The organism is Hymenobacter jejuensis, assembly GCF_006337165.1.
Taxonomy (GTDB): Bacteria; Bacteroidota; Bacteroidia; order Cytophagales; family Hymenobacteraceae; genus Hymenobacter; species Hymenobacter jejuensis.
The window spans coordinates 996499-1020444 of the sequence record NZ_CP040896.1 but is presented as its reverse complement, the minus strand read 5'-3'; the positions used below and the strand labels follow the sequence as shown (position 1 = coordinate 1020444).

Here is a 23946-nt window from a genome sequence, read left to right as displayed (position 1 = left end):
CTAAAAAAGCATCAAACCTATAGTTTGCGCAGCACCAGCACACGCTGCGTTTCCTCCGTGATCTTGTAACGGTCGTCGGGCCGAAAGCCGATGACCCAGGCAATGCGCCCATCGGCCGAAACCAGCACTCGCACATGGTCCTTGAGGTTGAGCGGTACCTTCTGATCAATCAGAAAATCGCTGATTTTTTTCTTGCCCTTCATCCCGATGGGCATAAACCAATCGCCTTCCTGCCAGCGGCGCACAATCAGCGGAAATTGCAGGCGATCGGCGTCTAATGCTGTTATGTTTTTGCCTCTTGGAATCTCAAATCCTTCTACCTCAACTAGTTCTGCGGTAAGGCGTAACCCATCGGCATTCAGCTCACGTTGCCCGGCCATAAGCTGGTGCGTACCAAAGCTGGTGAGCTTCTTGGCCGTGATGACCAATTGGTCGCGGTCCTTTACTAAAGTATGCGAAGGCGATTCGAACCGACGACCGGCAATTGCGCCGAAAGAGCTAACTATCTCTTTTACAACAAGATACGAGAAATTGAAAGGGCGCAGCAATTCGTGGAGTACCAATGGGAGGGCAGCCGTGCGTTGCAGGGTCGCGATGCTCAGGTAAACTACCTCATCCTCTTCGCGGCGGGCCTCACGGGCGGTTTCCTCCACATAATGCTGCATAATTTCCTCGGCGCCGCCCACGCGCTCGGCAGTCCATTGCAGCGTCTGGTCGAGGTTGGGGTTGATTTCGCGCAGCACCGGCAGCACGTCGTGGCGGAGGCGATTGCGCTGGTAAGTGGTGCTGTCGTTGGAAGAATCTTCGCGCCATACCAAGCGGTGCTCGACCAAGTACTCAAACAAATCTTCCTTGCCAATGCTCAGCAATGGCCGCACCACATAGCCGTTTTTCGCTCGGATGCCGTGCAGCCCCGCCAGGCCCGTGCCGTGGGTTAGGTTGAGCAGCATGGTTTCGGCGGCGTCGCGCTGGTGGTGCGCCGTGGCGATATAGTCGAGCTGTTGCAACTGACGCAGGCGCTCAAACCAATTGTAGCGCAGCACGCGTGCTGCCATTTGGGTAGAGATGCCTTCCTGAGCCGCAAATTCCTTGGTTTGAAAAAATTCGGCGAAATACGGCACTTCGTATTTCTTGGCCAGCTTACGCACAAATTGCTCGTCGGCGTCGGCTTCTTCGCCTCGTAACCTAAAGTGACAGTGCGCGATAGCAAATTGAACCCCCAAGCGGTGCAGCACATCGGCCAGCACCACCGAGTCCATGCCGCCGCTGACGGTTACCAGCAATTGGTCGGTAGCAGGGGAGAAGAGTTGATTTTCGTCGATAAATTGACGGACACGGTCGAGCATAAGAAGCGAATTCAGAAAAGCAATGCAGGCACTACAATGCAAAGATGGGCGTTACCAAGGCGCCTTCTGTACCTTTGTCGCGAAATGGCATTTTTAAAGTCTCTATTTTCTTTTCTGCTTGTCCTGCTGCCCCTCTTCGCCGTTGCCCAGCAGCGGTCGGTGCCGCAGCGCCCGACCCCGCCGCCGCCCAAAGGCCAGCGCATCGAGCTCTTGCCCGGCGCAGGGCAGCTGATTGGCGGTAAGTTCAACGGCGTTGAGATTCGGAAGTTGATCGGCAACGTCAGCTTTAAGCAGGAAAATACGCTGCTGTATTGCGATTCGGCCTATCAGTACATCGATCGCAATGCCATTGAGGCGTTCAGCAACGTGCGCATTGTGCAGGGCGATACCGTGACCATCACCGGCGACCGCGCCACCTACGACGGCGATACCCGCAAGGCTCGCATGACTGGCAACGTAACCATGCGCGACCCGCGCATGACGCTCACCACCACGCTGCTCGACTACGATCTCAACCGCAACCTGGCGTACTACAGCACCGGAGGCCACCTAACTGACCCGGAAAACACGTTGGATAGTCAGTTTGGCTATTACAATACGGCCACTAAAGTCTTCAGCTTCAAGCGCAATGTGGAGCTGGTCACCAAAGACAACCACATTTCTACCGATACGCTGCAATACAATACGGTTTCCAAGATCGCTTACTTCTTGGGGCCGACGCGCATCAAAGGGCAGCAGGGCACGCTTTACGCCGAAAACGGCTACTACAACACCATTACGCGCCTGTCGAATTTCCAGCGCAACGCCAAGATCGAAACTCCCAACTATCTCATTGGCGGCGATAAGTTGATGTACGACGAAGCCCAAGCGTATGGGGTGGCTACGGGCAACGTCACGATGGTGTCGAAGAAGGACAACATAACCATCCGGGGTGAGGTAGGGCGCTACTGGCGGGGCTTAGGTCGGGCCAAGGTGTACGGCAGTCCGGTAATGCGCAATATCTCAGGTAAAGACACGCTGTATTTGGCGGCTGATACTTTGGTAAGCGTAGAGGGAAGGCCGCCGCAGAACGCTGCTGGTGTGTTATATGCGTACCGAAAAGTGAAGATCTTTCGCCGCGACCTGCAAGGCCGTTGCGACTCGCTCACTTATAATCGGCAGGACTCGATTATCTACCTGGACAAAAATCCGGTGCTCTGGAGTGACCAGAACCAGCTCACTGCCGATAGCATGCAGATTCGGCAGCGCAAAGGCAAAGTCGATCAGATGCGTCTGTATGCCAACGCGTTCATTGTCGGGCAGGACACGCTCCTGAACTTCAATCAGGTGAAGGGCCGCAACATGGTGGCCTACTTTGTCGACAACCGCATAAAAAAAGTTGACGTGCTTGGCAACGCCGAGAGCCTCTACTTTGCTCTTGATGGTGACACCGCCGTGACGGGCATGAACAAAGCTGTCAGTTCGAACATGGCGTTGCGCTTCGCCGAGAACAAGCTCAAGACCATTTCTTTCCTGACCAACCCCGACGCCAGTTTCATCCCGCCGCACGAGCTCAAGGAACCCGACAAAAAGCTGAAAGGCTTTCAATGGCGGGCGACGGAACGCCCGGCACGCCGGGCTGTGTTAGGCAAATACTTTGCTTCGCCGGCCAAGGCTAAGGTGAAAGCTCAAGCCAAAACCATTTCTACTAAACCCAAGCCCGCTGGCAAGTCTGCACCGCCGAGCAAGCCCAAGGCCACTCCGGCCAAGCCTGCGCCCCGGCCCCCGGCCACCAAATAGCCTGCCAGTCAGCTACCTTTGATTCGGCTTCGTAATCCGTTACCTTTGCGCCCCCTATGCTCTCTTTTCGCCCTACCTTCTTTGTCCTGTTTCTGAGTGCGTTGCTGCTTGGCTCGTGCACCGGCTATCAAAAGCTACTCAAGAGCGGCGACGTCAATAAGAAGTACGAAGCTGCCATTCAGTACTACGACAAAGGCGATTTCTTCAAAGCCGGTACGTTGCTGGAAGACTTGATTCCGTTGCTGAAAGGCCGCCCCGAGGCGGAAAAAGCCCAGTTCTACTTCGCCAATACCAACTACCGCCAGCGCAACTACGTGCTGAGCGCGTATTACTTTAAGTCGTTCTTCGAAACGTATCCTAACTCGCAGTACGCGGAGGAATCGACTTTTCTGTATGCCAAGTCGCTGTTTCGCGACTCGCCGGGTTTCGAGCTCGACCAGACCAACACGTACACCGCGATCGAGTCCATTCAGGACTTCCTGAACCGCTACCCGACCAGCCAGTTCCGCCCGGAAGCGGAGAAGATGTCGCAGGAATTGCAGCGGAAACTGGAAGTGAAGGCTTTCGAAAGCGCTCGTTTGTATTACCAGCTGCGTTATTATCAGTCGGCCGTCACGGCGTTGGGCTCGTTTCAGCAGCAGTTCCCCTCTTCTGCTTATAATGAAGAAGCGGCGTTCCTGAAATTTAGCGCCCAATACGACCTGGCCAAGGAAAGCGTGGAAGAAAAGCAACGAGATCGTTACCTCGAAGCCATCGCGTTTTACCAGAGCCTGGTCGACAACTATCCGCAAAGCAAGCGGCTGAAAGAAGCGGAGTCCATGTACGCCAACGCCCGCGATGAAGTAGCGAAGCTCAAGCCCAAAGACGCTACCGCAGTAAAATAAATTTTGTAACCGTTAAATTGTCAAGCTGTTAAGCTATTGATCATCCAGAAATAAAATGCAGCCTACGGGCTCTATTTTATAAGTGCTTGATAATCAAATAGATAGCAATTTGTCCGTTCAAACCTTTAGTCTTCCCAAGATGAAAACCCCGAATAACGTACCAGCTTCCATCGTAACCCGCAACCTGTCGGATTTTGCTGCTGAAACCGGCAACGTGTACGAGACGATCGCCATCATTTCGAAGCGCGCCAACCAGATTTCGGTAAAGCTGAAAGAAGAATTGAACGGCAAGCTGGCCGAGTTTGCAACTACCGTCGATAACTTGGAGGAAGTGTTCGAAAACCGCGAGCAGATCGAAATCTCCAAGCACTACGAGCGCCTGCCCAAGCCCACCAACTTGGCGTTGGAAGAGTTTCTGGAAGGCAAAATTCACTACCGCACGCCGTCGGAGTTCGACGAGAACGGCAATCTGCGTGTAGTCGAGTAAGCTTTAACAACGCTGCTTAATGTCGCTGCAAGGCCGCAAGATCCTGCTGGGCGTAACGGGCAGCATTGCCGCGTACAAAGCCGCCACGCTAGTGCGGTTATTGGTAAAGGCCGGGGCTGAGGTGCAGGTCATTCTGACTGCCTCGGCCGCGGCCTTTGTCACGCCGCTCACTTTGGGTACGCTCTCCAAAAAACCCGTGCTGACCAGTTTCCTGAAGGACGAAGCGGCCGGCGAGTGGCACAACCACGTGCATTTGGGCCTCTGGGCCGATGCACTGGTAATTGCGCCGGCCAGCGCCAATACCGTAGGGCATTTGGCTAATGGGTTGTGCGACAACTTGTTAGATGCAGCTTATCTGTCGGCGCGTTGTCCGGTGTTTCTAGCGCCTGCCATGGATTTGGACATGTACGCGCACCCCGCCGTCACGCGTAATTTCGAGCAGTTGCGGGCTTATGGCAACTATGTGTTGGAGTCGCCGGCCGGCGAGCTGGCCAGCGGCCTATCAGGGCCGGGTCGGATGCTGGAACCCGAAGATATCGTGGCGGAACTCATGAAATTTTTCGGCGCATAGGCCACTACTGCATTTGTCAGCACACAATTTTCTATGCGCGTACTAATTACCGCCGGGCCAACTTACGAACCCATCGACCCCGTTCGGTTCATCGGCAACCACTCGACTGGCAAAATGGGCTACGCACTGGCCGAAGCCTTTGCCGAAACCGGCGCGCACGTAACGCTGATCAGTGGCCCTACGCAGCTAACGGTGCAGCACGCTGCTATTCAAAAAGTTGAGGTAGAAACGGCTGATCAGATGTTTGCAGCTGCTACGGCGGCAGCGCCCGAAGCGGATATTTGGGTGTTTGCAGCGGCCGTAGCGGATTACAAGCCGCGTCACGTTGCCGAAAACAAGATCAAGAAAGCCGGCGACACGCTTACGCTCGAACTGGTTAAGAACGTCGATATTGCTGCCACGCTCGGACGCACCAAGCGGCCTGAACAATTTTCGGTGGGTTTTGCGTTGGAGACTATAAACGAGGAAGCCCACGCTCGCGAGAAGCTAGAGCGCAAAAATTTCGACCTGATTGTGCTCAATTCCCTGCGCGACAACGGCGCGGGTTTCCGCCACGATACCAACAAAGTGACGCTGCTGGAAGCCGGAGGCCAAATGAGTATCTTTGAGTTGAAGCCCAAGGCCGAGGTGGCCCGCGACATCGTCCGAACCGTACTTGCACGTTTGCACCCCGATGCGTAATTCTCTGCTGCTTCTGCTGGTTTTGCTGTGTGCCTGCTCCGGTGCTTGGGCCCAAGAGCTGCAAGCAACCGTTGCCGTGACAACTGAAAACGTCACTATTTCGGATCCGCAGCTGGTGCGGCAAATGCAAAACGACATCCAGGGATTTCTGAATAACCGGACCTGGACGACCCAAACTTACCGGCCGGAGGAGCGCATTCAGTGTAAGTTCTTCGTGGGCATCACCGAAATCCCGCAGACTGGTACGTACCGCGCCACCGTCCGCATCCTGACTTCGCGGCCTGTGTACGGCACCGGCTACGAAACCAACCTGCTGTCATTTGCCGACAAGGGCTGGATATTCAATTATTCGCCGCAAAATCCGCTTGACTACTCAGAGAATACTTTCATCTCCAACCTCTCGTCGCTGCTGAGCTTCTACGCCTACATCATCATTGGCATGGATCAGGATAGCTTCGCCCGGCTTGGCGGCTCGCCTTACTACGATCGGGCACGTAATATCTTGACGTTGGCGGCCTCACAATCATCTACGAATGAGCAGGATCCCGGCTGGAAAGATGCCGAGCCACGCAATCGCTACTGGCTGCTCAATAACTTGCAGGATCCGCAGTTAGAGGCCTTCCGGACGGCCATTTATGCCTACTACCGGCAAGGCATGGACATCTTCATTGAAAAGCCCCAAGATGCCCGCGCCAGCGTGTTCACGGCCTTGCAAGGCGTGCAGCAGGCCATCGTGCGCCGGCCCGGCACCTTGCTAGCCCGTGCGTTCTTTGATACCAAGTCCGACGAAATCGCCAACATCTTCCGCACCAGTCAAGATCCGCAGCAGAAGCAGCAACTCGTAACAATGCTCTCGGAAGTAGATCCAACCAATTCGGCTAAGTATCAGTCGATTCTGCGGCAACGATAGCTGCGGGGTAAGCATTGGTGAAGCTGCTAAGAATATTGGCGCAAATTTGTTCTCTTGGCAAAAGCGACTAATTTTATTAGTTGGAAGGGTGTTGATGCGCTGAAGCGGCGAGTTTTTAAGGGAATTTAACCCTTCAAAACGGCGTTTTTCGGAGCAAAAAGCCACTTTCTGCTCTTTAGTCGAACACTAGAGGGTAAATGCTGGAATCAGAAATTCTGAGAGGCGAGAAGCACCGTGAGCTTATTCGGTTCAGGATTTTTACGCTTACTTCTTAACTGACGACCCCGTGCTGGTTGACCTTCGCATAAAAAATTATGCTCTTATCGAGCAACTCGAACTTCGTCCTTCGGCACTGCTCAACATTATCACCGGCGAAACTGGCGCCGGTAAGTCCATTATGCTGGGCGCAATCGGGCTATTGCTTGGCAACCGGGCCGATTCGCGCATGCTGTTCCACACGGAACGTAAGTGCGTGATTGAAGGGCAGTTCAATATTTCGAACTATCAATTGCAGGACATCTTCGAGTCCGAAGATTTGGATTACGACGCCCAATGCATTCTGCGCCGGGAAATCAGCCCAACTGGTAAATCGCGTGCTTTCGTAAACGACACGCCCGTAACGCTGGAAACCTTGCGCAAAATCGGGGCGAACCTGATGGACATTCACTCGCAGCATGATACGCTGCTGCTGGGCGACGCTGTGTTTCAACTCAACCTGCTCGATTTATACGCTGGCTTGGTGCCGACGCGGGCGCAGTACAGCAACTCCTACCGTTCGTTCCGGAAGCTGGAAGCGGATCTGAAAGCGCTAGAAGCGCAAGTGGTACAGGCCAACAAAGAGCTTGATTATCACAGCTTTCTGCTGAATGAACTTGAAGAAGCCCGCCTCGACAACGAGGATCAGGAGGCTTTGGAGCAGGAAATCAAGCAGCTGGAGCACGCCGAAGAAATCAAATTTAAGCTCGCGCAGGCTTATCAAAGCCTCAGCGAAAGCGAGTACTGCGCCACGGGCAGCATGAAGGAAGCAGCTGTATTACTTGGGCAGATTTCAACCTATGCCGATACTTTCCAGACCCTCAAAGAACGCCTCGACAGCTGTCTCATTGAGCTTCACGACATTGCCGACGAAGTAGAAGCCGCCGAGCGCCGCACCGAAGGCGACCCAGTTCGCATCGACGAATTGCAGGCGCGCCTGAATGTGCTCTACAATCTACAGCGCAAGCACCAAGTGCGCGATACGGCGGGCCTCATCGCCGTCCGCGACGAGCTGCGCCAGAAAGTCGGCTCGGTGCTGAATCTGGACAAAGAGATTGCGCGCCTGCGCAAAGACACCGACGGCGCCCTGAACACGGTGAAACGCCAAGCGGCTAAGCTCTCGGAAAACCGCCTGAAAGCTTTCCCCAAGTTTGAAAAGGAGTTGGCCGCATTGCTTTCCGATCTGGGCATGCCGCACTCGCGCATTGTGGTGCAGCACAGCGCCGGGCAGCCGACCGCGAGCGGTACCGATGTGGTTAGTATTCTATTTACGGCTAACAAAGGGGCTCAGCCTCAGACGCTTAGCAAAGCTGCATCGGGCGGTGAATTCTCGCGTTTGATGCTGTGTATCAAATACATGCTGGCTGACAAAACGGCTCTGCCAACCATCGTATTCGATGAAATTGATACCGGTATTTCGGGCGAGATTGCGGTGAAAGTAGGCCGCATGATGCAGCAAATGGCGAAGAAACATCAGTTGGTAGCCATTTCGCACCTGCCGCAAATGGCCGCCGCCGGCGATGTGCACTACTTCGTGTACAAGGAAGATCGGGAGGACCGCACGATTAGCCGCATCCGCGAGCTTTCTGCCGAAGAGCGCGTGCGCGAGATTGCACAGATGATTTCGGGCGCCAACCCCAGTGAGCATGCTTTCCAAAGCGCCCGCGAATTGCTGGCTTTGCGCGGCGAAGCGTTGGCCGCTTAGCCTTAGTAAGTAGTTGAAAAATAGGGGCCTGGCAGTTTGCCAGGCCTTTTTATTTTGACCTAGCAAAAGCTGCATTCAACTGCTGACGCTTCGACAAATAGAATAAAGCAAGAGGCTGCTGTAGGCCCAACTGATTGCGAAAGCGCGTTGGGGTTCCGGATGAAAAGCTATTTTTGCTTACTTCTTTCCTCCGAAAACCCACAACCACATGTCTAATAACTTACTCGCTGGCAAGGTCGGCATCATCTCCGGCGCGCTCGACGAAAAATCCATTGCTTGGAAAGTGGCCCTGAAGGCGCACTCCGAAGGGGCCCGTTTTGTGCTCACCAACGCGCCGTTGGCTATGCGCATGGGTGAAATCAAGAAGCTCTCGGAGCAGTGCGAAGCCCCGATTGTTCCGGCCGATGCCACGTCGGTAGAAGAGTTGGAAAACCTGTTTACGCAGGCCCAAGAGCACCTCGGCGGCAAGCTGGATTTCGTGCTGCACAGCATCGGCATGAGCACCAACATTCGCAAAGGCAAGCACTACGGCGACCTGAACTACGAGTGGTTTCAGAAGTCCATCGACGTATCGGCCCTGTCGTTTCACAAGATGATGCATGTCGCTGAGAAGCAGGATGCTATGAACGAGTGGGGTAGCATTGTGGCGCTGTCGTACATCGCCGCCCAGCGTGTATTCCCCGACTATACCGACATGTCGCAGGCCAAAGCCGTGCTCGAAAGCATCGCCCGCAACTACGGCTACCGCTTGGGCCGCCTGAAGAAAATTCGGGTGAACACCATCTCGCAATCGCCAACCAAAACTACCGCCGGCACCGGCGTAGGCGGTTTCGACGCTTTCTTTGACTACGCCGACAAGATGTCGCCGCTCGGCAACGCACCCGCCGAAGCCTGCGCCGACTACTGCGTGGCCCTCTTCTCCGACCTGACCCGCTACGTGACCATGCAAAACCTGCTGCACGACGGGGGCTTTAGCAGCGTAGGCATCTCGGAAGACATTGTAGAAGCCCTGACAAAGGCTAATTCATAATCAACTGATAATCATTTGATTGACAAAAGCCCAGCCACATCGGCTGGGCTTTTTTTGTAAACCTGCCGCTGGTACTGGACTTACGCCGCTTTTCAAACGAATATCCCTAAGCTGTAGCTCACCTTCGGAAGTATTGCCTCACGCCGATATGGACGCAGGCAGTACTAAGCGTCCCGCGGCTTCCTGATAAAATTGGTAACCATTTGATGGTAACGAGATTGCTAATTAGTAGCCAGATGTTGTGGCTTTGTCTAGGAAGGAATTGGGGTGCTTGCTGCGATATAAATTCAGTGGCACCGTAATGAGGCGATAAAGCAAAGCATGCGTGTGAGGGCTGGGAGCGCGCACGTAGGCTTGCTTCACGGTTTTGCCCTCGGTCAGAAAGGAAAATCGAAAGCCAGTGCCATCCAAAACGATGCGGCTGCGGTTGGCTTCGGGGTTTTCCAGCGTTTCCGGACTGGCCAAGTACGCCGAATCGAGGAGCACCACCAAGGCTTTGTTGCGGGCCACGGGTAGCAGCAGGCTGTCTTTGGTAAAATAGGAGTGCTTTTCAATAATCACTTCGAGGGCATCCGACAAGGCCTTGATGCTGTCGCGTGGAAGGGACGGTTGCAGCTGCCGAGCCAGCTTTCCGTAGAGCGGGTCGGCGCGCAGCTGGGCTTGGTTGACGCCTTCCTGCTTCTGATAAATCAGCGTAACGGTACGGCGCTCCCGCCGCATGGTGATATCGAAGCGGCGGCCCGATGCCGCCGAATGCGCGCTCACTTGGATAGTGTAGGGCGGCAGTGCGCCCGCCGAAGCGGCAGGGTTGCTGGAGATAAAAAGTAATAAAAACAGGATTTTCATAATTAAATGCTAATCAAATATTTGTGTAATAAACGTAATCAAGGGTCAGCGTAATCGGATGCAAAATGTCGGGCCAATACTTCGACGAAGACGGTAGTTCAACCCCGGCGGATCTGCAATGTTAGCGGTTTTGCCGACGGTGAAAGCGAGCCTGCGCTTACGGGCTGGCCGATGAAAAGCGGCGTACAAAGCAACAACTTTCCCAAAGGGCGATCGTTGAAGAAAGCACCCGTTTGCCGGACCTGATTTTATCCCAAGACCCATCTAACCCACGATATGCAGGACGAACACACCCTCGAAGCCGTATTGAATACCCAGCAAAAGAAGCTGGCATTCTTTCAAAACCTGATTTTGGTAGCGGCCGCCGACGGCAAGCTCCAGAAGGCCGAAAGCCAGTTTTTGCTGCAAATAGGCAACCGCCTGGGCCTCACGCCCGAAGAAGTAATGCCCATCGCCGACAACCTGAGCGTGTTGAGCTTCATCACGCCGGCCGAAGGCCTTCAGCGCACTATGGAGTTGCAAACGCTGGTGCAAATGATGCTGGAGGATGGTGACATGGACGACCGCGAATACGGCCTGTGCCTGGAATACGCCAACCGCATCGGCTACAGCAAACAAATCCTGGACGACATGGTGCAGCAGCTCTCCGGCAACGGACCCGCCGCGAATAATCCGCCTACGGTGAGCTAAGCGGAGGCACAGAGCAGCCGCGAAAGCAACAGAAGCGCAGCAGGCGCCGGCAGGAGAGAGGAGGGAGCAAAACACTTGCTGATCTGCTTTCCCGGCCGGCGCCTGCTGCCGTTTTGGGCCGCGGCCAACTTTTTCTGTTCAGCTTCGTTCTTCGCCAAGAAATAGGAAAATACTCTTATGGCATGGTGATTGTACTTCACCTTTACAGCTGAGTATAATTTTCGGAACTCAAATTTCAATCGTCATGAAAAAGGCCACTTATATCATCAGTCTGATCTTGATCCTGGCCGTTGCTTTTGGCAACTCGGCCCAAGCCCAACGCAAGCCTTGGAGTCCCCAAGCTAAAGGTGCCGTCATCGGGACCGGCGTGGGCGCTGCTGCCGGCGCACTCATCAACAAGCGCAACCGCGTAGTAGGTGGCGTAGTGGGCGGTGTGGTAGGCGGTGGTGCCGGATACGGCATCGGCAAGCACATCGACAACAAAAACAAAGCGCGGATTGCCGCTGCCAACCGCGCTGCTGCCGAAAGAGCGGCCGCTAACCGCGCCGCAGCCAACCGGGCTGCCGTTGCCCGGCGTGAGGCTGCTCCCGCCAAATCGGCAGCGCCTATGGCCAACAGCCTCGTAGCTACCAACGCTGCCGTAACAGGCGTAACGCCTGCGCCTTATGCAATGGGTGCGGCGTATCTGCCCAACGAGTCGTACGGCGACCACACAACGGCTTACTCCACCTCGGAGTACAGAAGAAAGAGCTGGTAATCCGGAGCTTCTCCCATTTCAAAGCCCAAGCTCCTGTGCTTGGGCTTTTTTTGCATCTTCGCGTCCCTCCCTCCAAACCCTACTTTCATGAAATCGCTGACCGGCCTTTTGCTCGCCACTGCCCTCCTCGTGTCTTGCTCCGACAAGAAAGACGATGTCAACGTTCAGGACCTGAACCAACAGTTTATCAGCGCCTGGAATAACAAGGATGCCGATAAATTGACCGCGCTGTTGGCCGACGACGCCCAGTTTTTGCAAGGCGAAACGCACTTCAAAGGCAAATCGGAAGTAACCGACAAATGGGTGAAAGCCACGCTCGGCACCATCACCGATCTGAAAACCAACGTGGTAAGCTCCGACGTCGATAGCCATCTGGCCTACGAAGCCGGTACTTTCTCAGTGGATGTGATGCCTTCTGCCCCCGACCAGCCCCACGGCATCGGGGAAGGCAACTTCATCCTGCTCTGGAAAAAAGGTGCCGACGGTGCCTGGAAGCTAAGCTACGCCCAATTGGAAGACCTGCCCGTGCAGGTCAAAAACCAATAAACATATCATTTATACAAGCATTTGATTGTTAAAGACTTGTGTAAATGGCCATTGCGGATACATGATCGCTCCAAAACCAAAAAGGACAACCCACCGGGTTGTCCTTTTTGGTTTTAAAAGCTTTTGCAACTTTGTGCGAATTAGCGCTAAACCTCTTTCCGATGAACGTTCAGCAAGCATACAATTCCTGGGCCGCGACGTACGATGCCGTTCTGAACAAGACGCGGGATATCGAAGCACTGGCCATCCGAAGCGTGGTGCCGCCCGGCGCATTTGCCGAAGCCATCGAGATCGGTTGCGGCACCGGCAAAAACACCGAATGGCTGGCAAGCCGCGCTGCACACGTCACGGCCGTTGATTTTTCGGTGGAAATGCTGAGCAAAGCCAAGGCGAAACTAGCGCTGCCCAACGTAGATTTTCAGCAGGCCGACATTACCAATGCTTGGGCGTTTGCCAGCACCCCAGCCAACCTGATTACCTGTAGCCTGATGTTGGAACACATTGAAAATCTTGACTTTGTGTTTCAACAAGCTAGCGAGGCGCTGGCGGTCGGCGGACTTTTTTACGTTGGCGAACTGCACCCCTTCAAGCAGTACCAAGGCAGCAAAGCCCGCTTCGACACCGCCCACGGCGTACGGGAGCTAGAATGCTACGTCCACCACATTTCCGATTACACGGAAAGTGCCCGGCACCATGGCTTGCGCTGCGTCGCGGTGCAGGAATGGTTCGACGACGGCGACCGTGCTACTACACCGCGGGTGGTATCGTTTCTGTTTCAGAAGCCTTGAGGCTACTGGAAATCAGCTTTCTTCCTCAATGCTAGCATCAGCCTGAGTAGTAGCCTCGTAGGTGTCGGCGTATTTGAAGTCGTCGAGCCAATACGCCGAGCTTACAACTTCAAAGACCACGCTCTGGCCCTCGCTCTTGATCTTACGAAGCTGCCAGAGAATGTCCTGCGCCTCGGGAAAGCTAGTGCCTGCCAATTGCTCGCTGAACAGGCGTTTGAGCAAGGTATTGTCCGGCATGCCTTGGGCCAGCAGCCGCAATACGGGCGCCTCTGGCTGCTCCTCGAACACGGTCAGGCCATCGGGCTCGGCGGCCGTTAGCTGCACCTGAAACTGCACGGCCTCGGTCCGCGGAAATTTGCCGTTGTAGGCTTCGTAGAGCAGTTGGGTCGCTTTAAAAAAGCCTTCGTGCTGCGAAAGCTCCGGGTTTTCTTCCCACAGCTTTTCGGTCAGCATTTGGTGGGCTAGGTTCTCGACTTGGCCGGCATTGAGTTGATCAGCAAACAGGTAGTTCAGTACAAGTTCGGCGGCTTCGTTGGGCTCTAAGTCCGTCAGCGACATCAGGCACATGGCTTTCAGCTCCGCGGGCTCAATCTCTTCGGGGTTGTCGTAGCTCATGTTGCGCAGTAGCCCCTGGTAGTCGGAGTTTTGCCAAGCGTTCGGCAGTTCGGTAAGCGTATCGAAGGAAAGACGTTCTACAGTGAAATTTTTCATGGAGGGCAGCGCTGAATCTCAACGCGTTGTAAGTCAAATAAAAGGCGCAGAATCGCGCCCCGACCATCCTGTTTACGGCTCAGCTCGCCAAAGACTCATCCGGGTAGCTACTATTATTTCGTAGTGAAAGATTAGTGGTTACATAATAAATTGATAATCAATGTATTATGTAGCTATAAGTTGGCGGCGTTTATCTGCCTTTCACGCCGGGATACAGTTCCTTCACCACGTCGCTCTGCACAAATTCTTTGGTGCGCACATTCATCATGCTCAAGCGGCCGCTGTACGCCGCGCCCTGATCCAGATTCCAGACGTTTTCGTGGTGGCAGGGCACCAGGTGGGCGGGCCAAGTGGGCGTGTGGCCAATAAAGCACTCCTTGTAGCCTGTGGCCGGCTTCCGATAGCGCCATAAGCTCCGCGTCCAGATCAGGTCGTACGGGTCTTGCGCTGCGATGGGCAGCTCGGGGTCATACCCGGCGTGCACGTACAGGTTGCCTAGGTTGTCTTCGAAATAAGGAAGCTGCTTACCGAAGAAATTTCGGAAATGGTGCTGGAGGCGGCTTTTGGGCACTCGCTGGTAGGCCTCGTAGGTGGCTTTACCGCCCTGCAAGTACCAAATCTTATTTATGTCCGGAAGCGGCAATTGGGTAGCCATCCACTCGGCAGCCCACCAGTCGTGGTTGCCTTGCAGCCAGATGCTTCTGGGAATGGACAACAGCCGCTCCACGCATTCCGGTGTTTCGGGCCAGCCATCGGCCACGTCGCCCAGGTGAATCAGGCGGTCGATGCCCGGTCGGAAGGGACTGCGCTCCAAGACTTGCTCCAAAGCGCGGTAAGCCCCGTGAATGTCGCCTAGCACATAGGTTTCCATGCCTGCACTACGTCAGCCAAGATTTCGTGGGTGAAAGAAAGCCTCGGAACAACGTCTGGCGAGCGCTGTATCAAAAAAGGCATTTTTCCGAAAAAGACCTAAAATATGATGGCATGCATAATAAGATTGTACCATTATTTATGAGAAGCACCCTAAAATTTTAGGCGATTTATTTTGGCAATGCATATAATTCTATACATTAGGGGTAAAATGAAGGGTGGATACTTTAGGAAAACAGGTATTTTTCAGGCCGTTCCCTATGGATCGTTACCGCTACACACAAGCCACTAACCCGCAAGCGCCGGCTGGCAATGAACGCCTAGTGTAGACTGGTACTGCAGGACCAGGAGAGTTTTGAGAACAGCATAGCATACACTTTCAGCTAAGTGCGGATGACGCACGGGCCGCAATCCTGGCCCTGGTTTTCCGTGTGCTTTCGAAAGTGAGAACAAAGGCTCCGCATACCTGCTTGGTTTCGACCGGCGGGCTCGTTTCATGACCTTTTTCGTGTGTCACTCATAACCCGGACCGTATGCTTTTTTGTACAACAGTTTTTGCGCTGTGCTCACCATTTATTGCCGATCCGGGAGATTCTGTGCAGGTGAAGCCCTTTAAAATTTCCGGCTACGCAGACGTGTACTACCGGCATAATTTTAATAACCCCAAAGAATCTCCTTACAACAACCTGACAAGCTTTACCAACAGCCACAATTCGTTTGAATTAGGCATGATTTCGCTGAAAGCGGAGCATTCTTTTGGCAAAGTAGGCCTGGTGGCTGACGTCGGATTTGGTCGGCGCGCCGAGGAATTTTCTTACAACGACGCCAACACCCGATTTGCGATCAAGCAGCTGTTTATCACCTACGCGCCCACCGACAAAATCAAGATTACGGGCGGCAGCTGGGCCACGCACGTGGGCTACGAGTCGGTGGACCCGTACCTGAATCGGAATTACAGCATGAGCTACATGTTCTCGTATGGGCCTTTTTTCCATACCGGCCTAAAAGCCGAGTTCACGGTGAGCGACAAGACGGTGCTAATGGCCGGCATTGCCAACCCGACGGACCTGAAAAGCGCTAGCCACATGCCCAAAACCTTTATCGCGCAGGTTGCAACCAGCACCGCCGACGATAAAATAAAGGCTTATTTCAACTACCAGGGCGGCAAACAGCAGGATTCGATGCGCGTGCAGCAGGGCGATGTGGTCCTGACGTTTGCACCATCGTCAAAGATTAGCTTCTCCTACAACGGCACGATGCAGTACCGGCAGGAGCGCACCGAAACCGGCTGGCAGAACTACCATTCGTGGTGGGGCTCGGCGCTGTATGCCAACCTCGATCCGGTGCCCTGGTTTGGGCTTACGCTGCGGGGCGAGTATTTCAACGACAAAAAAACGGTGCTCGGTTTCGGGAAGGATATCGTCGAAACCACGCTCTCCGCGAATTTCCGAAAGGACAACCTGACCATTATTCCGGAAGTGCGCCTCGACAGCAGCGGGTCGGGCGCGGGCATCTTCGCGGATAAATCCGGCAACAGTAAAAAATCAACGGTAAGCGGGCTATTGGCGGCGGTCTACAAATTCTGAAGAACGCGCTTGGGCGTCCGCTGCAAAAGCGGCCTGTCAGCTGCTTGGCTTTTCATTTAAACAAAGAAGGTTGAATTAAAACGATTACTCTCCCATGGAAAACACGCTTCCTTCCACCACCAAAATGAATTACGGCACGCTCACGCTGCTCGTGTTATTCGTGCTGAGCGGCATTGCGGCTTTTGTGCCCATGCCGCATCCGTCGGCGGCCGCGCCCACCGACCTCAACGCCGCCGACATCGCCTGGATGCTAACCGCTTCGGCTTTCGTGCTGCTCATGACGCCGGGTCTGTCGTTTTTCTACGGCGGCATGGTGCGGCCTAAGAACCTGATATCCACGATGTTGCAAAGCTTTGTAGCACTGGGAGTTATCTCCATTCTGTGGTACTTCGTGGGCTTCTCGCTGGCCTATGGCGACTCGTGGCACGGCCTCATCGGCAACCCTCTGACATTCCTGATGCTGCGCAACGTTGGCACCGCGCCTAGCCCGGCTTTGTCGCCCACGATCCCGCTGATTTTGTTTTTCGCGTTTCAGCTCAAGTTCGCCATCATCACGCCGGCGCTGATCACCGGCTCGTTCGCCGAACGCGTGCGCTTCAAAGGCTATCTGGCGTTTATCGTCCTGTTTTGCCTATTTATCTACTGCCCGCTGGCGCACTGGACGTGGCACCCTGATGGCTTTTTGCGCAAGTGGGGCGTGCTCGACTTTGCCGGTGGCACTGTGGTGCACATCTCGGCGGGCGTGGCAGCGCTGGCTGGGGCACTGGTACTAGGGCCCCGCAAAGCACACCACGGCACCTCTTTCTCGACGCCGAACGTGCCGTTTGTGCTGCTAGGCACGGGCCTGCTGTGGTTCGGCTGGTTTGGCTTCAACGCCGGCTCAGCGCTCGGCGCCAACGAAACGGCGGCACTGTCCTTCGTCAACACCAACTTGGCTTCTGCTGCCGCGCTGCTGACCTGGATGCTGATTGAAGTAGCCCGCGGCGGCAAGCCGACGGCCATGGGTGCCTGCATCGGGGCCGTGGTAGGCTTGGTCGCCATCACGCCGGCCGCCGGCTACGTCGATTATGGCCAAAGCATCCTGATAGGGATGGTGGGCGCTGGTGTCAGCTTTATGGGTGTGCACTGGAAAAACAGCCGTACGCGCATCGACGACACGCTGGACGTGTTTCCGTGCCACGGCTTGGGCGGCATCGTAGGCATGATCCTGACGGGCGTATTTGCGGCGAAAGTAGGTTTGGTGCATGGCACCACCACCGTGTTCAGCTACCATCTGCTGGGTCTCGTGATCGTGATTGCCTATACGTTTGGCGTTTCCTGGGTGCTGCTTAAGCTCACCGACATGCTGTTTGGCCTGCGGGTAAAAGACGCTGACGAAGAACTGGGCCTCGACCTGAGCCAGCACGAAGAATCGACCTATCACGTCGACGAAGAATTTGAGAAAACTTATCGCAAAGAGCTGGTTTCGTAGCCTTTGCCTAATTGCCCGACTCAGTAGAAGAGCGTGTTGCAGACGCGGTGCGCTCTTCTACCCGGCTCGGTTTTATTGTCCATCCTTCACTTACGGGACTTCTCTCCATGTCAATTTTGCGCTTCAAAGCGCTGGAACTGGTCGATCATCGCAAGCCGGTTTTAGTTGTTCCAGCTACCGAAAGCCGGTCCGCCAGCTTCGGCAAAAACGTATTCAACACCGAAGCCATGCGCGTTTCCATGTCTGGCTCGGCATTCAAAAAATTGCAGGCCACCATCAAGCAAGGCCACGCCATCGATTCGGATCTGGCTGATGCCGTGGCAGCGGGCATGAAAGCTTGGGCCCTGGCCAAAGGTGCTACGCACTACACGCACTGGTTCCAGCCGCTGACCGGCGCCACCGCCGAAAAACACGATTCATTCTTCGACCTCGACGGCGAAGGCAAGGCCATCGACAAGTTCAAAGGCTCGGCGCTGGTGCAGCAAGAGCCCGACGCTTCGTCGTTCCCCAACGGCGGTATTCGCAACACCTTCGAGGCCCGCGGCTACACCGCCTGGGACCCCACGTCACCGGCTTTTATTTTAGAGACGGCAGGGGCGAAGACGCTGTGTATTCCCACGATTTTCGTGGCCTACACCGGCGAAGCGCTCGACTACAAAGCGCCGCTGCTCAAGTCGCTGGCTGTGCTTGAAAAAGCGGCCGTCGATGTCTGTCACTACTTCGACAAAGACGTGCAGCGCGTGCACACCACGCTGGGCATCGAGCAGGAGTATTTTCTGGTGGACAAAGCCCTCTACGACGCCCGTCCTGACCTCGTGATGACCGGCCGCACGCTATTTGGACATGCGCCATCGAAGGGTCAACAGCTTGAAGATCACTACTTTGGCTCGATACCAAGTAGAGTGCATGCTTTTATGCTCGAATTTGAGGAAGAGGCTACTAAGTTGGGCATCCCGCTGCGCACGCGCCACAACGAAGTGGCGCCCAACCAGTTTGAGTGCGCCCCGACTTTCGAAGACGCGAACTTGGCCGTCGACCACAACCAACTCCTGATGGATTTGATGGGTAAAGTGGCAGAGCGGCACAACTTCAAGGTCTTGCTGCACGAAAAGCCCTTTGCAGGGATCAACGGTTCGGGCAAGCATAACAACTGGGCCATGAGCACCGACACGGGCGTCAACTTGCTCGCGCCCGGCGGTCGGCCGAAGGAAAACCTGCAATTCCTGACCTTTTTTGTGAATGTGATCAAGGCCGTGCACCGCTACGGTGAGCTGTTGCGGGCCAGCATCGCGTCGGCTTCAAACGACCACCGCCTGGGGGCCAACGAAGCGCCGCCGGCCATCATGAGCGTGTTCGTGGGTTCGATGCTGGACTCGGTCCTGGACGAGCTGGAGCGCACGGCCAAGCTGCCCCTGGACAAGGGCGACAACATCTACCTCAAACTGGGCATCGACAAGATCCCGGCCATCCTGCTCGACAACACCGACCGCAACCGCACCTCGCCCTTCGCCTTCACGGGCAACAAGTTCGAGTTCCGCGCCGTGGGCTCCTCGGCCAACTGCTCCTCGGCCATGACCACGCTCAACGCCATCGTCGCCGATCAACTCATCGATTTTAAAGCCACCGTTGACGGCCTGATTGAGAAGGGTAAAAAGAAGGAAGTCGCCATCGTAGACGTACTGCGCGACTACGTGATTTCTTCTAAAAATGTACGCTTCGAAGGCAATGGCTATTCGGATGAATGGAAGGAAGAAGCAGCGAAGCGCGGCCTCGCCAATGTGCCCACCACGCCCCACGCCTTGGACGCGCTCATTCGGGAAGACGCAGCAGCGTTGTTCGAACGCCATCACATCTTGACGCACGTCGAGCTACACGCCCGCCACGAGATTCTGCTGGAAGACTACATCAAAAAAATCCAGATCGAAGGCCGCACGATGGGCGATTTGGCCATCAACCACATCATCCCGACGGCCATTGCCTACCAGACCAAGCTCATTAACAACGTGTGCGGCCTACGCGAGATTGGCCTCGACGGCGACCATACCAACGTAACCCTGGATACCATCAAGGCCATTTCGCGCTACGTGTCCACCATCAAGACGGAAGTAGACGCGATGGTGGAAAGCCGGAAAGTGGCCAACAAGATCGAAGACACGCACGAGCGCGCCGTAGCCTATTGCGAAACCATTCGCGATCGGTTCGACGTCATCCGCCGTGCCGTGGATAAACTGGAATTGATGGTGGCCGATGAAGACTGGCCTTTGGTGAAATACCGCGAATTGCTATTCAGGCACTAAAAGAGCTTAATAACCAATGCCTTATGCCTAACGCAGCCGAAGTGGGAGAGAGGTGCTTCGGTTGCGCTCGGCATGCAAGGTTGGAAGATCTAGCGCAGCAGCTCAACGATAGCTAAGTCCTTACCATTGGGTTGCCAAGTCGTCGGTGGGCTTGTGCAACATGTTCTTAATCAGGTCGTTGATAATTTTTTTTGCGTGTGCATCTACTTCGGTCAGCTTCTGGTCGCGGTACTTGCTAGGCCGGGTGTACACAATCTTTTCGATGCTGGTGGTAGTAGGGCCAGTGCTGTATTTGCCCGCACGGAGATAATCGGGTTCTGTATATAATATATTGGTAATCAAGTACTTATAAAATCCGTCTTTCACCGAAACTGATACTGCATACGTATAAGCTTCCTGCCCTTTTTTGCGCGTAATCCGCGTCCGGACGACGCCCACTTCCTGATTGTTCCGAAGTTCCGTGGCCTTATAATCGCGCACCTGCTGCGCCGACCATTCCTGCGCCCGCGAGAACAATTGGTCTTTCGACGCACCGGCTACGGGCACTACCGCCGTGTATACTACTTTATGTGTGGCGTTGTCGAGGGGTAAAATCGAGAAAGTATAAGGCACCTGCTGAGCGCTGGCCGCACTGCCGAGCAGGACAAGCCAGAGAATAAGTAAAACTTTCATGGGGTGGGGTTTGGGTACGGGGTGGAACCAAAACGGAAGTAACAGTATACGACAGACGTGCCAAGGAAGTAGATCGCTGCCCGTGGTGGACGAGGCATTGGTTGTACATGCTTAATAGCCACAAATTACGCGCCCAATTCACGATAATAATCGGGGGCGGCGTTACCGCGCGGGCGCCAAGATAGATCGGGCTCTGAAAAACTCGTCCACCTTGCTGTTAAACGCAGCGGCGTGCTCCCGTAGCGTGGCATGGCCGCTGTTGGGCACAATCCAGAGCCAGGCGCGGGGTAGATTTTGGTAAATGGCTACTGTGTGTTCGGGCCGAATTACGTCGCGATCGCCGGCAATGATGAAAGCGGGCGCCTTGATGCGGCCCAGCGCCGACAGCGGCACGTGCGGCTGGTTCCAGTCGAGCAGAAATACCTTCCAGTCGTTTTTGCGGGCGGGGTCGGTGAAGGTTTGGCTTTTGCCTTCCTGGTAGCCGCGCTTCATTTGCTGCCACAGTTCCGGCATGAGCGCCGTGGAATCAGGCCAGAGGTTGGCGCCGGTGGCGGCCAACTTTTTCACCTTCTCGGGGTGGCGCAAGGCCAGCAGCAACGCCGTGATGCCGCCGTCGCTCCAGCCCAGCACATAGGCCGAATCGAGGCGCAATTGGGTGAGCAACGCGGCACAATCGTCGGCCATCATCTCGAAGCTCAAGGAATCGGCGCGATCCACGGATTTGCCGTGGGCCCGGCTGTCGAGGGCCAAGACATGGTAGCGCTTGGCGAAGTAGGGAATGGTTTTCTGAAAGTCCTTGCTGCTGCCGCCATTGCCGTGCAAAAGCAGCAGGGGCGGGCCGGTGCCATACGCTTCGTAGTAGAGCTTCACGCCGCGCACGGTAGCGTACTTGCCGGCGGCGGGGTTGTTGCCATAGGGTACTGTCTGAGCCACAGCCCATTGGCAAAGCAGCAAAAGCGAAAAGAACAGCAAGTGGCGTTTCATAAAACCAAGGTAATGCCTCAGAAGCCTTGGGCTGCAAAACCGTTTTCGGCAACTACCAACGGCTTGCGCACGAAGTGGCTATAGCGCTCGGCAGCAGTCTGGATTTCCTGATCGGTAGCTTGGCTCACAGGCCCGAAAAGCTTCTTAGTGACCACCACGCTGTCTTTTTTGTGCATTCGTGCCCACGTGCCGAGCACCCGCCCGTTCTGCACAATGGTCGGATTGAAAATGCCGTTTACCGTAATCACTTGTCTTGTGTAAGCTTCAGGCAGACAGATGCTTCTGTTGCGGTAGCCCAACACATACTCGTCGAAGCCGGCCAGTATTTGCGTGTCGGGATTTGGGGGCTGCGGTGCAGTAGTAGCGGGTGAAAGCCAATAAGTTTCTCCATCCAGGGTTTCGCAGACCAAAACGGACTTGTTCAGCTCCAGGCCTTGCTTGGCCTCCTTGAGCGTCAGACCCGACCACCAAGCAAAATCTGGCAGCGTGGCCGGGCCGTGGCTGGTAAAATACCGTTTGGCCAACTCCGCCAGTGCCTCTTCCCGACTCAGGGGCCGGGACGGGGCAATCCACTCATCCAGTAAGGTGAAAGTCGGGCTGGCGCCTCGCCGAGTGCCGTAGCAAAGCAGCTGTGAGAAAGCTGCTCTCTGGATGATGTGCGACAAACGAAAGCCGGTGGCCTCAATGCCCGCTTGCCCAAACACGCTGGATAATTCCTCGCGGGTTAGTTGATTGCCTCCTTGCAATGAGTTGATTAACAAATCTTTACAAAGATCAAAGGTGGCGTCGTCAAGCGCCTCCTTCTTATACAATGTTGCGCAGGCGGCAATTCTGCGCGGCCCCACTAAGGTGAGCAGCCAACGAATATCGGCCGCCGCCACTACATGCAGCGTGCCTCGCAGCAACGAGGTACGAACGACGGATTTATCGGCAAATGCCTGCTCAATAGTCTCTTCAGTAGCTCCCGGTACCCGAATGCCAAGCGCCCATTTGGCCTGAGCATAGTCCTGCGCCTGAATGGCGCCAAACCAAGCCGCTACTTCCGCGGGGTGAGTAAATCGCGGCGCGGTAAGCTGATGGTTAGCAAGGCGGAGTTGGGCAATATCGAAAGCGTTCATGCAGCGTATTAACGAGGTGCACGATTTGCGGCAGTTGGGTCATTGAAAGTAACGCTGTTGGCTCGCTGGTTTGGCAGCACTAGTCAACAGTGAGAAGCGACAGGCGATGTATGCTCAGGGCAGAGCGGCTCAGGTGTCAGTCGTGACGTCATCCCATTCTTGGCCCATATACTTGATGAGCCAATTAAAGGAATAATGTCTTTCAAATACCACCCCTTGGTCGAGATTACCCGGATTGGGTTTTTGCTTCATTCTCGCATTGGTGCACGCCCAATTCAGCCTCAGTATTAAATCTGCTTGGTCGAGAATTTCCTTTTTGCTTCTCAGCTTAGCTTTTTCACGAAAATCATTCTCAGATAAGTCATGAATGATTTTCACGTCACTGGCCACATTACACATGCGATCGGGATAGCTCAAGGTGTCGACAAAGCTTAACGCCCACAGCATGACGTGTAAGCTTTCGTAGCGCCAACCGGCGTCGGTTTTCTGCTGTTCGGTCGGCCGCTTTGCCCTTGCATATCCTTGCTCGGTTGGCGTCAGCTTGGAAGAGATGTGAAAGTCCGCATCCATTTTTGCCAGGTACCGCTGCTCAAGCCCTTCGCTTTTTAAGCCGATGTAGCACAGCGCCAAGGCCCTATCAACTACTTCATCTTTCGTGCGGAAAGATGCCTCTGCCTCTGAATCGACGAATAGTGAATTAGGGTTTGTGTAAACGGGAATACCGTGAGCTTTACAATAAGCCTCAGATTGTATTCGTCTGTCTTTCTGATCTTTAGTAGGAACAATGTTTTCTACTGGTATTTTATCTTCCGACGAAGCTTTGGCATTACTATGACTACTGCAAGAGAAAAGGCCAGTAGCTAGAAGAAGGGAAGAAATTCTGAGCATTTTTAAATGACAGTTTGAAACACAGGCAACACGCGGTTTTGCCGTAGTCTACAAACTTATCAATCTGCTCCAGA

Annotated in this window: 23 protein-coding genes; 15 read left to right on the top strand and 8 right to left on the bottom strand. The window is 54.8% G+C overall.

Features of this window, described 5'->3' with window-relative positions:
* Window positions 1–17: 17 nt before the first annotated feature.
* On the bottom strand, window positions 18–1346 hold the full coding sequence (gene tilS / locus FHG12_RS03975; protein ID WP_139514483.1) for a tRNA lysidine(34) synthetase TilS: 1329 nt from the start codon (window positions 1344–1346) through the stop codon (window positions 18–20).
* Between the two features lie 84 nt (window positions 1347–1430).
* On the opposite strand from tilS, the gene FHG12_RS03970 reads away from it, so the two are divergent.
* The 8 genes from FHG12_RS03970 to FHG12_RS03940 all read left to right on the top strand — a co-directional run bounded on the left by FHG12_RS03970 (window position 1431) and on the right by FHG12_RS03940 (window position 9648).
* Entirely contained in the window at window positions 1431–3125 is a 1695-nt protein-coding gene (locus FHG12_RS03970; RefSeq protein ID WP_139514482.1) for an OstA-like protein, read from the top strand.
* Window positions 3126–3181: 56 nt separating this feature from the next.
* Window positions 3182–4009 carry an outer membrane protein assembly factor BamD gene (locus FHG12_RS03965; RefSeq protein WP_139514480.1) on the top strand — a complete coding sequence of 276 codons (828 nt, stop codon included), beginning with the start codon at window positions 3182–3184 and terminating at the stop codon, window positions 4007–4009.
* Window positions 4010–4148: 139 nt separating this feature from the next.
* On the top strand, window positions 4149–4496 hold the full coding sequence (locus FHG12_RS03960; RefSeq protein ID WP_139514478.1) for a DNA-directed RNA polymerase subunit omega: 348 nt from the start codon (window positions 4149–4151) through the stop codon (window positions 4494–4496).
* Window positions 4497–4515: 19 nt separating this feature from the next.
* The gene (locus tag FHG12_RS21325) at window positions 4516–5067 is read left to right on the top strand and encodes a flavoprotein (RefSeq protein ID WP_317129701.1); all 552 of its coding nucleotides are present in this window, start codon (window positions 4516–4518) and stop codon (window positions 5065–5067) included.
* Between the two features lie 33 nt (window positions 5068–5100).
* On the top strand, window positions 5101–5748 hold the full coding sequence (locus FHG12_RS21320; RefSeq protein WP_317129700.1) for a phosphopantothenoylcysteine decarboxylase: 648 nt from the start codon (window positions 5101–5103) through the stop codon (window positions 5746–5748).
* Entirely contained in the window at window positions 5741–6658 is a 918-nt protein-coding gene (gene porD, locus FHG12_RS03950) for a type IX secretion system protein PorD (protein WP_139514476.1), read from the top strand. The genes FHG12_RS21320 and porD overlap by 8 nt, the downstream gene beginning before the upstream one ends.
* A gap of 286 nt (window positions 6659–6944) precedes the next feature.
* Entirely contained in the window at window positions 6945–8618 is a 1674-nt protein-coding gene (recN, locus tag FHG12_RS03945) for a DNA repair protein RecN (protein WP_139514474.1), read from the top strand.
* Window positions 8619–8826: 208 nt separating this feature from the next.
* Complete coding sequence (locus FHG12_RS03940; protein ID WP_139514473.1) at window positions 8827–9648, top strand: enoyl-ACP reductase FabI; 822 nt, start codon at window positions 8827–8829, stop codon at window positions 9646–9648.
* A 225-nt stretch (window positions 9649–9873) separates the two neighbouring features.
* Here FHG12_RS03940 and FHG12_RS03935 read toward each other — a convergent pair whose 3' ends face one another.
* A complete protein-coding gene (locus tag FHG12_RS03935) occupies window positions 9874–10494 on the bottom strand; it encodes a hypothetical protein (RefSeq protein ID WP_139514471.1) in 621 nt (206 codons plus the stop codon).
* A 276-nt stretch (window positions 10495–10770) separates the two neighbouring features.
* Between FHG12_RS03935 and FHG12_RS03930 the strand changes: the two genes are divergently transcribed.
* The 4 genes from FHG12_RS03930 (at window position 10771) to FHG12_RS03915 (ending at window position 13275) form a co-directional block, all read left to right on the top strand.
* Window positions 10771–11184: a TerB family tellurite resistance protein gene (locus tag FHG12_RS03930; protein WP_139514469.1), complete on the top strand. Its 414-nt coding sequence runs from the start codon at window positions 10771–10773 to the stop codon at window positions 11182–11184.
* Between the two features lie 244 nt (window positions 11185–11428).
* A complete protein-coding gene (locus FHG12_RS03925) occupies window positions 11429–11941 on the top strand; it encodes a YMGG-like glycine zipper-containing protein (protein WP_139514467.1) in 513 nt (170 codons plus the stop codon).
* Window positions 11942–12028: 87 nt separating this feature from the next.
* On the top strand, window positions 12029–12487 hold the full coding sequence (locus FHG12_RS03920) for a YybH family protein (RefSeq protein WP_139514466.1): 459 nt from the start codon (window positions 12029–12031) through the stop codon (window positions 12485–12487).
* A gap of 161 nt (window positions 12488–12648) precedes the next feature.
* Entirely contained in the window at window positions 12649–13275 is a 627-nt protein-coding gene (locus FHG12_RS03915; protein WP_139514464.1) for a class I SAM-dependent methyltransferase, read from the top strand.
* A gap of 12 nt (window positions 13276–13287) precedes the next feature.
* Here FHG12_RS03915 and FHG12_RS03910 read toward each other — a convergent pair whose 3' ends face one another.
* On the bottom strand, window positions 13288–13986 hold the full coding sequence (locus FHG12_RS03910) for a hypothetical protein (RefSeq protein WP_139514462.1): 699 nt from the start codon (window positions 13984–13986) through the stop codon (window positions 13288–13290).
* 190 nt (window positions 13987–14176) lie between these two features.
* Entirely contained in the window at window positions 14177–14857 is a 681-nt protein-coding gene (locus tag FHG12_RS03905; protein ID WP_139514460.1) for a metallophosphoesterase, read from the bottom strand.
* 532 nt (window positions 14858–15389) lie between these two features.
* Here FHG12_RS03905 and FHG12_RS03900 point away from each other — a divergent pair.
* The 3 genes from FHG12_RS03900 (at window position 15390) to FHG12_RS03890 (ending at window position 20210) form a co-directional block, all read left to right on the top strand.
* Entirely contained in the window at window positions 15390–16442 is a 1053-nt protein-coding gene (locus tag FHG12_RS03900) for an outer membrane beta-barrel protein (protein ID WP_139514458.1), read from the top strand.
* A gap of 94 nt (window positions 16443–16536) precedes the next feature.
* Complete coding sequence (locus FHG12_RS03895) at window positions 16537–17913, top strand: ammonium transporter (RefSeq protein ID WP_230471282.1); 1377 nt, start codon at window positions 16537–16539, stop codon at window positions 17911–17913.
* 107 nt (window positions 17914–18020) lie between these two features.
* Window positions 18021–20210 (top strand): glutamine synthetase III family protein, encoded by a 2190-nt coding sequence (locus FHG12_RS03890; RefSeq protein WP_139514456.1) that lies wholly within the window; start codon window positions 18021–18023, stop codon window positions 20208–20210.
* Between the two features lie 120 nt (window positions 20211–20330).
* Here the strand turns inward: FHG12_RS03890 and FHG12_RS03885 are convergent, their stop codons facing one another.
* From FHG12_RS03885 to FHG12_RS03870, 4 genes are all read right to left on the bottom strand, one after another.
* Window positions 20331–20882 (bottom strand): DUF4468 domain-containing protein, encoded by a 552-nt coding sequence (locus FHG12_RS03885; RefSeq protein ID WP_139514454.1) that lies wholly within the window; start codon window positions 20880–20882, stop codon window positions 20331–20333.
* Between the two features lie 162 nt (window positions 20883–21044).
* Complete coding sequence (locus FHG12_RS03880; RefSeq protein WP_139514452.1) at window positions 21045–21866, bottom strand: alpha/beta fold hydrolase; 822 nt, start codon at window positions 21864–21866, stop codon at window positions 21045–21047.
* Window positions 21867–21883: 17 nt separating this feature from the next.
* On the bottom strand, window positions 21884–22984 hold the full coding sequence (locus FHG12_RS03875; RefSeq protein WP_139514450.1) for a winged helix DNA-binding domain-containing protein: 1101 nt from the start codon (window positions 22982–22984) through the stop codon (window positions 21884–21886).
* A 129-nt stretch (window positions 22985–23113) separates the two neighbouring features.
* Complete coding sequence (locus tag FHG12_RS03870; protein WP_139514448.1) at window positions 23114–23872, bottom strand: DUF4272 domain-containing protein; 759 nt, start codon at window positions 23870–23872, stop codon at window positions 23114–23116.
* Window positions 23873–23946: the final 74 nt, after the last annotated feature.

Coding starts and splice junctions, on each gene's coding strand:
- tilS (WP_139514483.1), bottom strand. CDS start 1,346: ATGCTCGACCGTGTCCGTCAATTTATCGACGAAAATCAACTCTTCTCC.
- FHG12_RS03970 (WP_139514482.1), top strand. CDS start 1,431: ATGGCATTTTTAAAGTCTCTATTTTCTTTTCTGCTTGTCCTGCTGCCC.
- FHG12_RS03965 (WP_139514480.1), top strand. CDS start 3,182: ATGCTCTCTTTTCGCCCTACCTTCTTTGTCCTGTTTCTGAGTGCGTTG.
- FHG12_RS03960 (WP_139514478.1), top strand. CDS start 4,149: ATGAAAACCCCGAATAACGTACCAGCTTCCATCGTAACCCGCAACCTG.
- FHG12_RS21325 (WP_317129701.1), top strand. CDS start 4,516: ATGTCGCTGCAAGGCCGCAAGATCCTGCTGGGCGTAACGGGCAGCATT.
- FHG12_RS21320 (WP_317129700.1), top strand. CDS start 5,101: ATGCGCGTACTAATTACCGCCGGGCCAACTTACGAACCCATCGACCCC.
- porD (WP_139514476.1), top strand. CDS start 5,741: ATGCGTAATTCTCTGCTGCTTCTGCTGGTTTTGCTGTGTGCCTGCTCC.
- FHG12_RS03940 (WP_139514473.1), top strand. CDS start 8,827: ATGTCTAATAACTTACTCGCTGGCAAGGTCGGCATCATCTCCGGCGCG.
- FHG12_RS03935 (WP_139514471.1), bottom strand. CDS start 10,494: ATGAAAATCCTGTTTTTATTACTTTTTATCTCCAGCAACCCTGCCGCT.
- FHG12_RS03930 (WP_139514469.1), top strand. CDS start 10,771: ATGCAGGACGAACACACCCTCGAAGCCGTATTGAATACCCAGCAAAAG.
- FHG12_RS03925 (WP_139514467.1), top strand. CDS start 11,429: ATGAAAAAGGCCACTTATATCATCAGTCTGATCTTGATCCTGGCCGTT.
- FHG12_RS03920 (WP_139514466.1), top strand. CDS start 12,029: ATGAAATCGCTGACCGGCCTTTTGCTCGCCACTGCCCTCCTCGTGTCT.
- FHG12_RS03915 (WP_139514464.1), top strand. CDS start 12,649: ATGAACGTTCAGCAAGCATACAATTCCTGGGCCGCGACGTACGATGCC.
- FHG12_RS03910 (WP_139514462.1), bottom strand. CDS start 13,986: ATGAAAAATTTCACTGTAGAACGTCTTTCCTTCGATACGCTTACCGAA.
- FHG12_RS03905 (WP_139514460.1), bottom strand. CDS start 14,857: ATGGAAACCTATGTGCTAGGCGACATTCACGGGGCTTACCGCGCTTTG.
- FHG12_RS03900 (WP_139514458.1), top strand. CDS start 15,390: ATGCTTTTTTGTACAACAGTTTTTGCGCTGTGCTCACCATTTATTGCC.
- FHG12_RS03895 (WP_230471282.1), top strand. CDS start 16,537: ATGGAAAACACGCTTCCTTCCACCACCAAAATGAATTACGGCACGCTC.
- FHG12_RS03890 (WP_139514456.1), top strand. CDS start 18,021: ATGTCAATTTTGCGCTTCAAAGCGCTGGAACTGGTCGATCATCGCAAG.
- FHG12_RS03885 (WP_139514454.1), bottom strand. CDS start 20,882: ATGAAAGTTTTACTTATTCTCTGGCTTGTCCTGCTCGGCAGTGCGGCC.
- FHG12_RS03880 (WP_139514452.1), bottom strand. CDS start 21,866: ATGAAACGCCACTTGCTGTTCTTTTCGCTTTTGCTGCTTTGCCAATGG.
- FHG12_RS03875 (WP_139514450.1), bottom strand. CDS start 22,984: ATGAACGCTTTCGATATTGCCCAACTCCGCCTTGCTAACCATCAGCTT.
- FHG12_RS03870 (WP_139514448.1), bottom strand. CDS start 23,872: ATGCTCAGAATTTCTTCCCTTCTTCTAGCTACTGGCCTTTTCTCTTGC.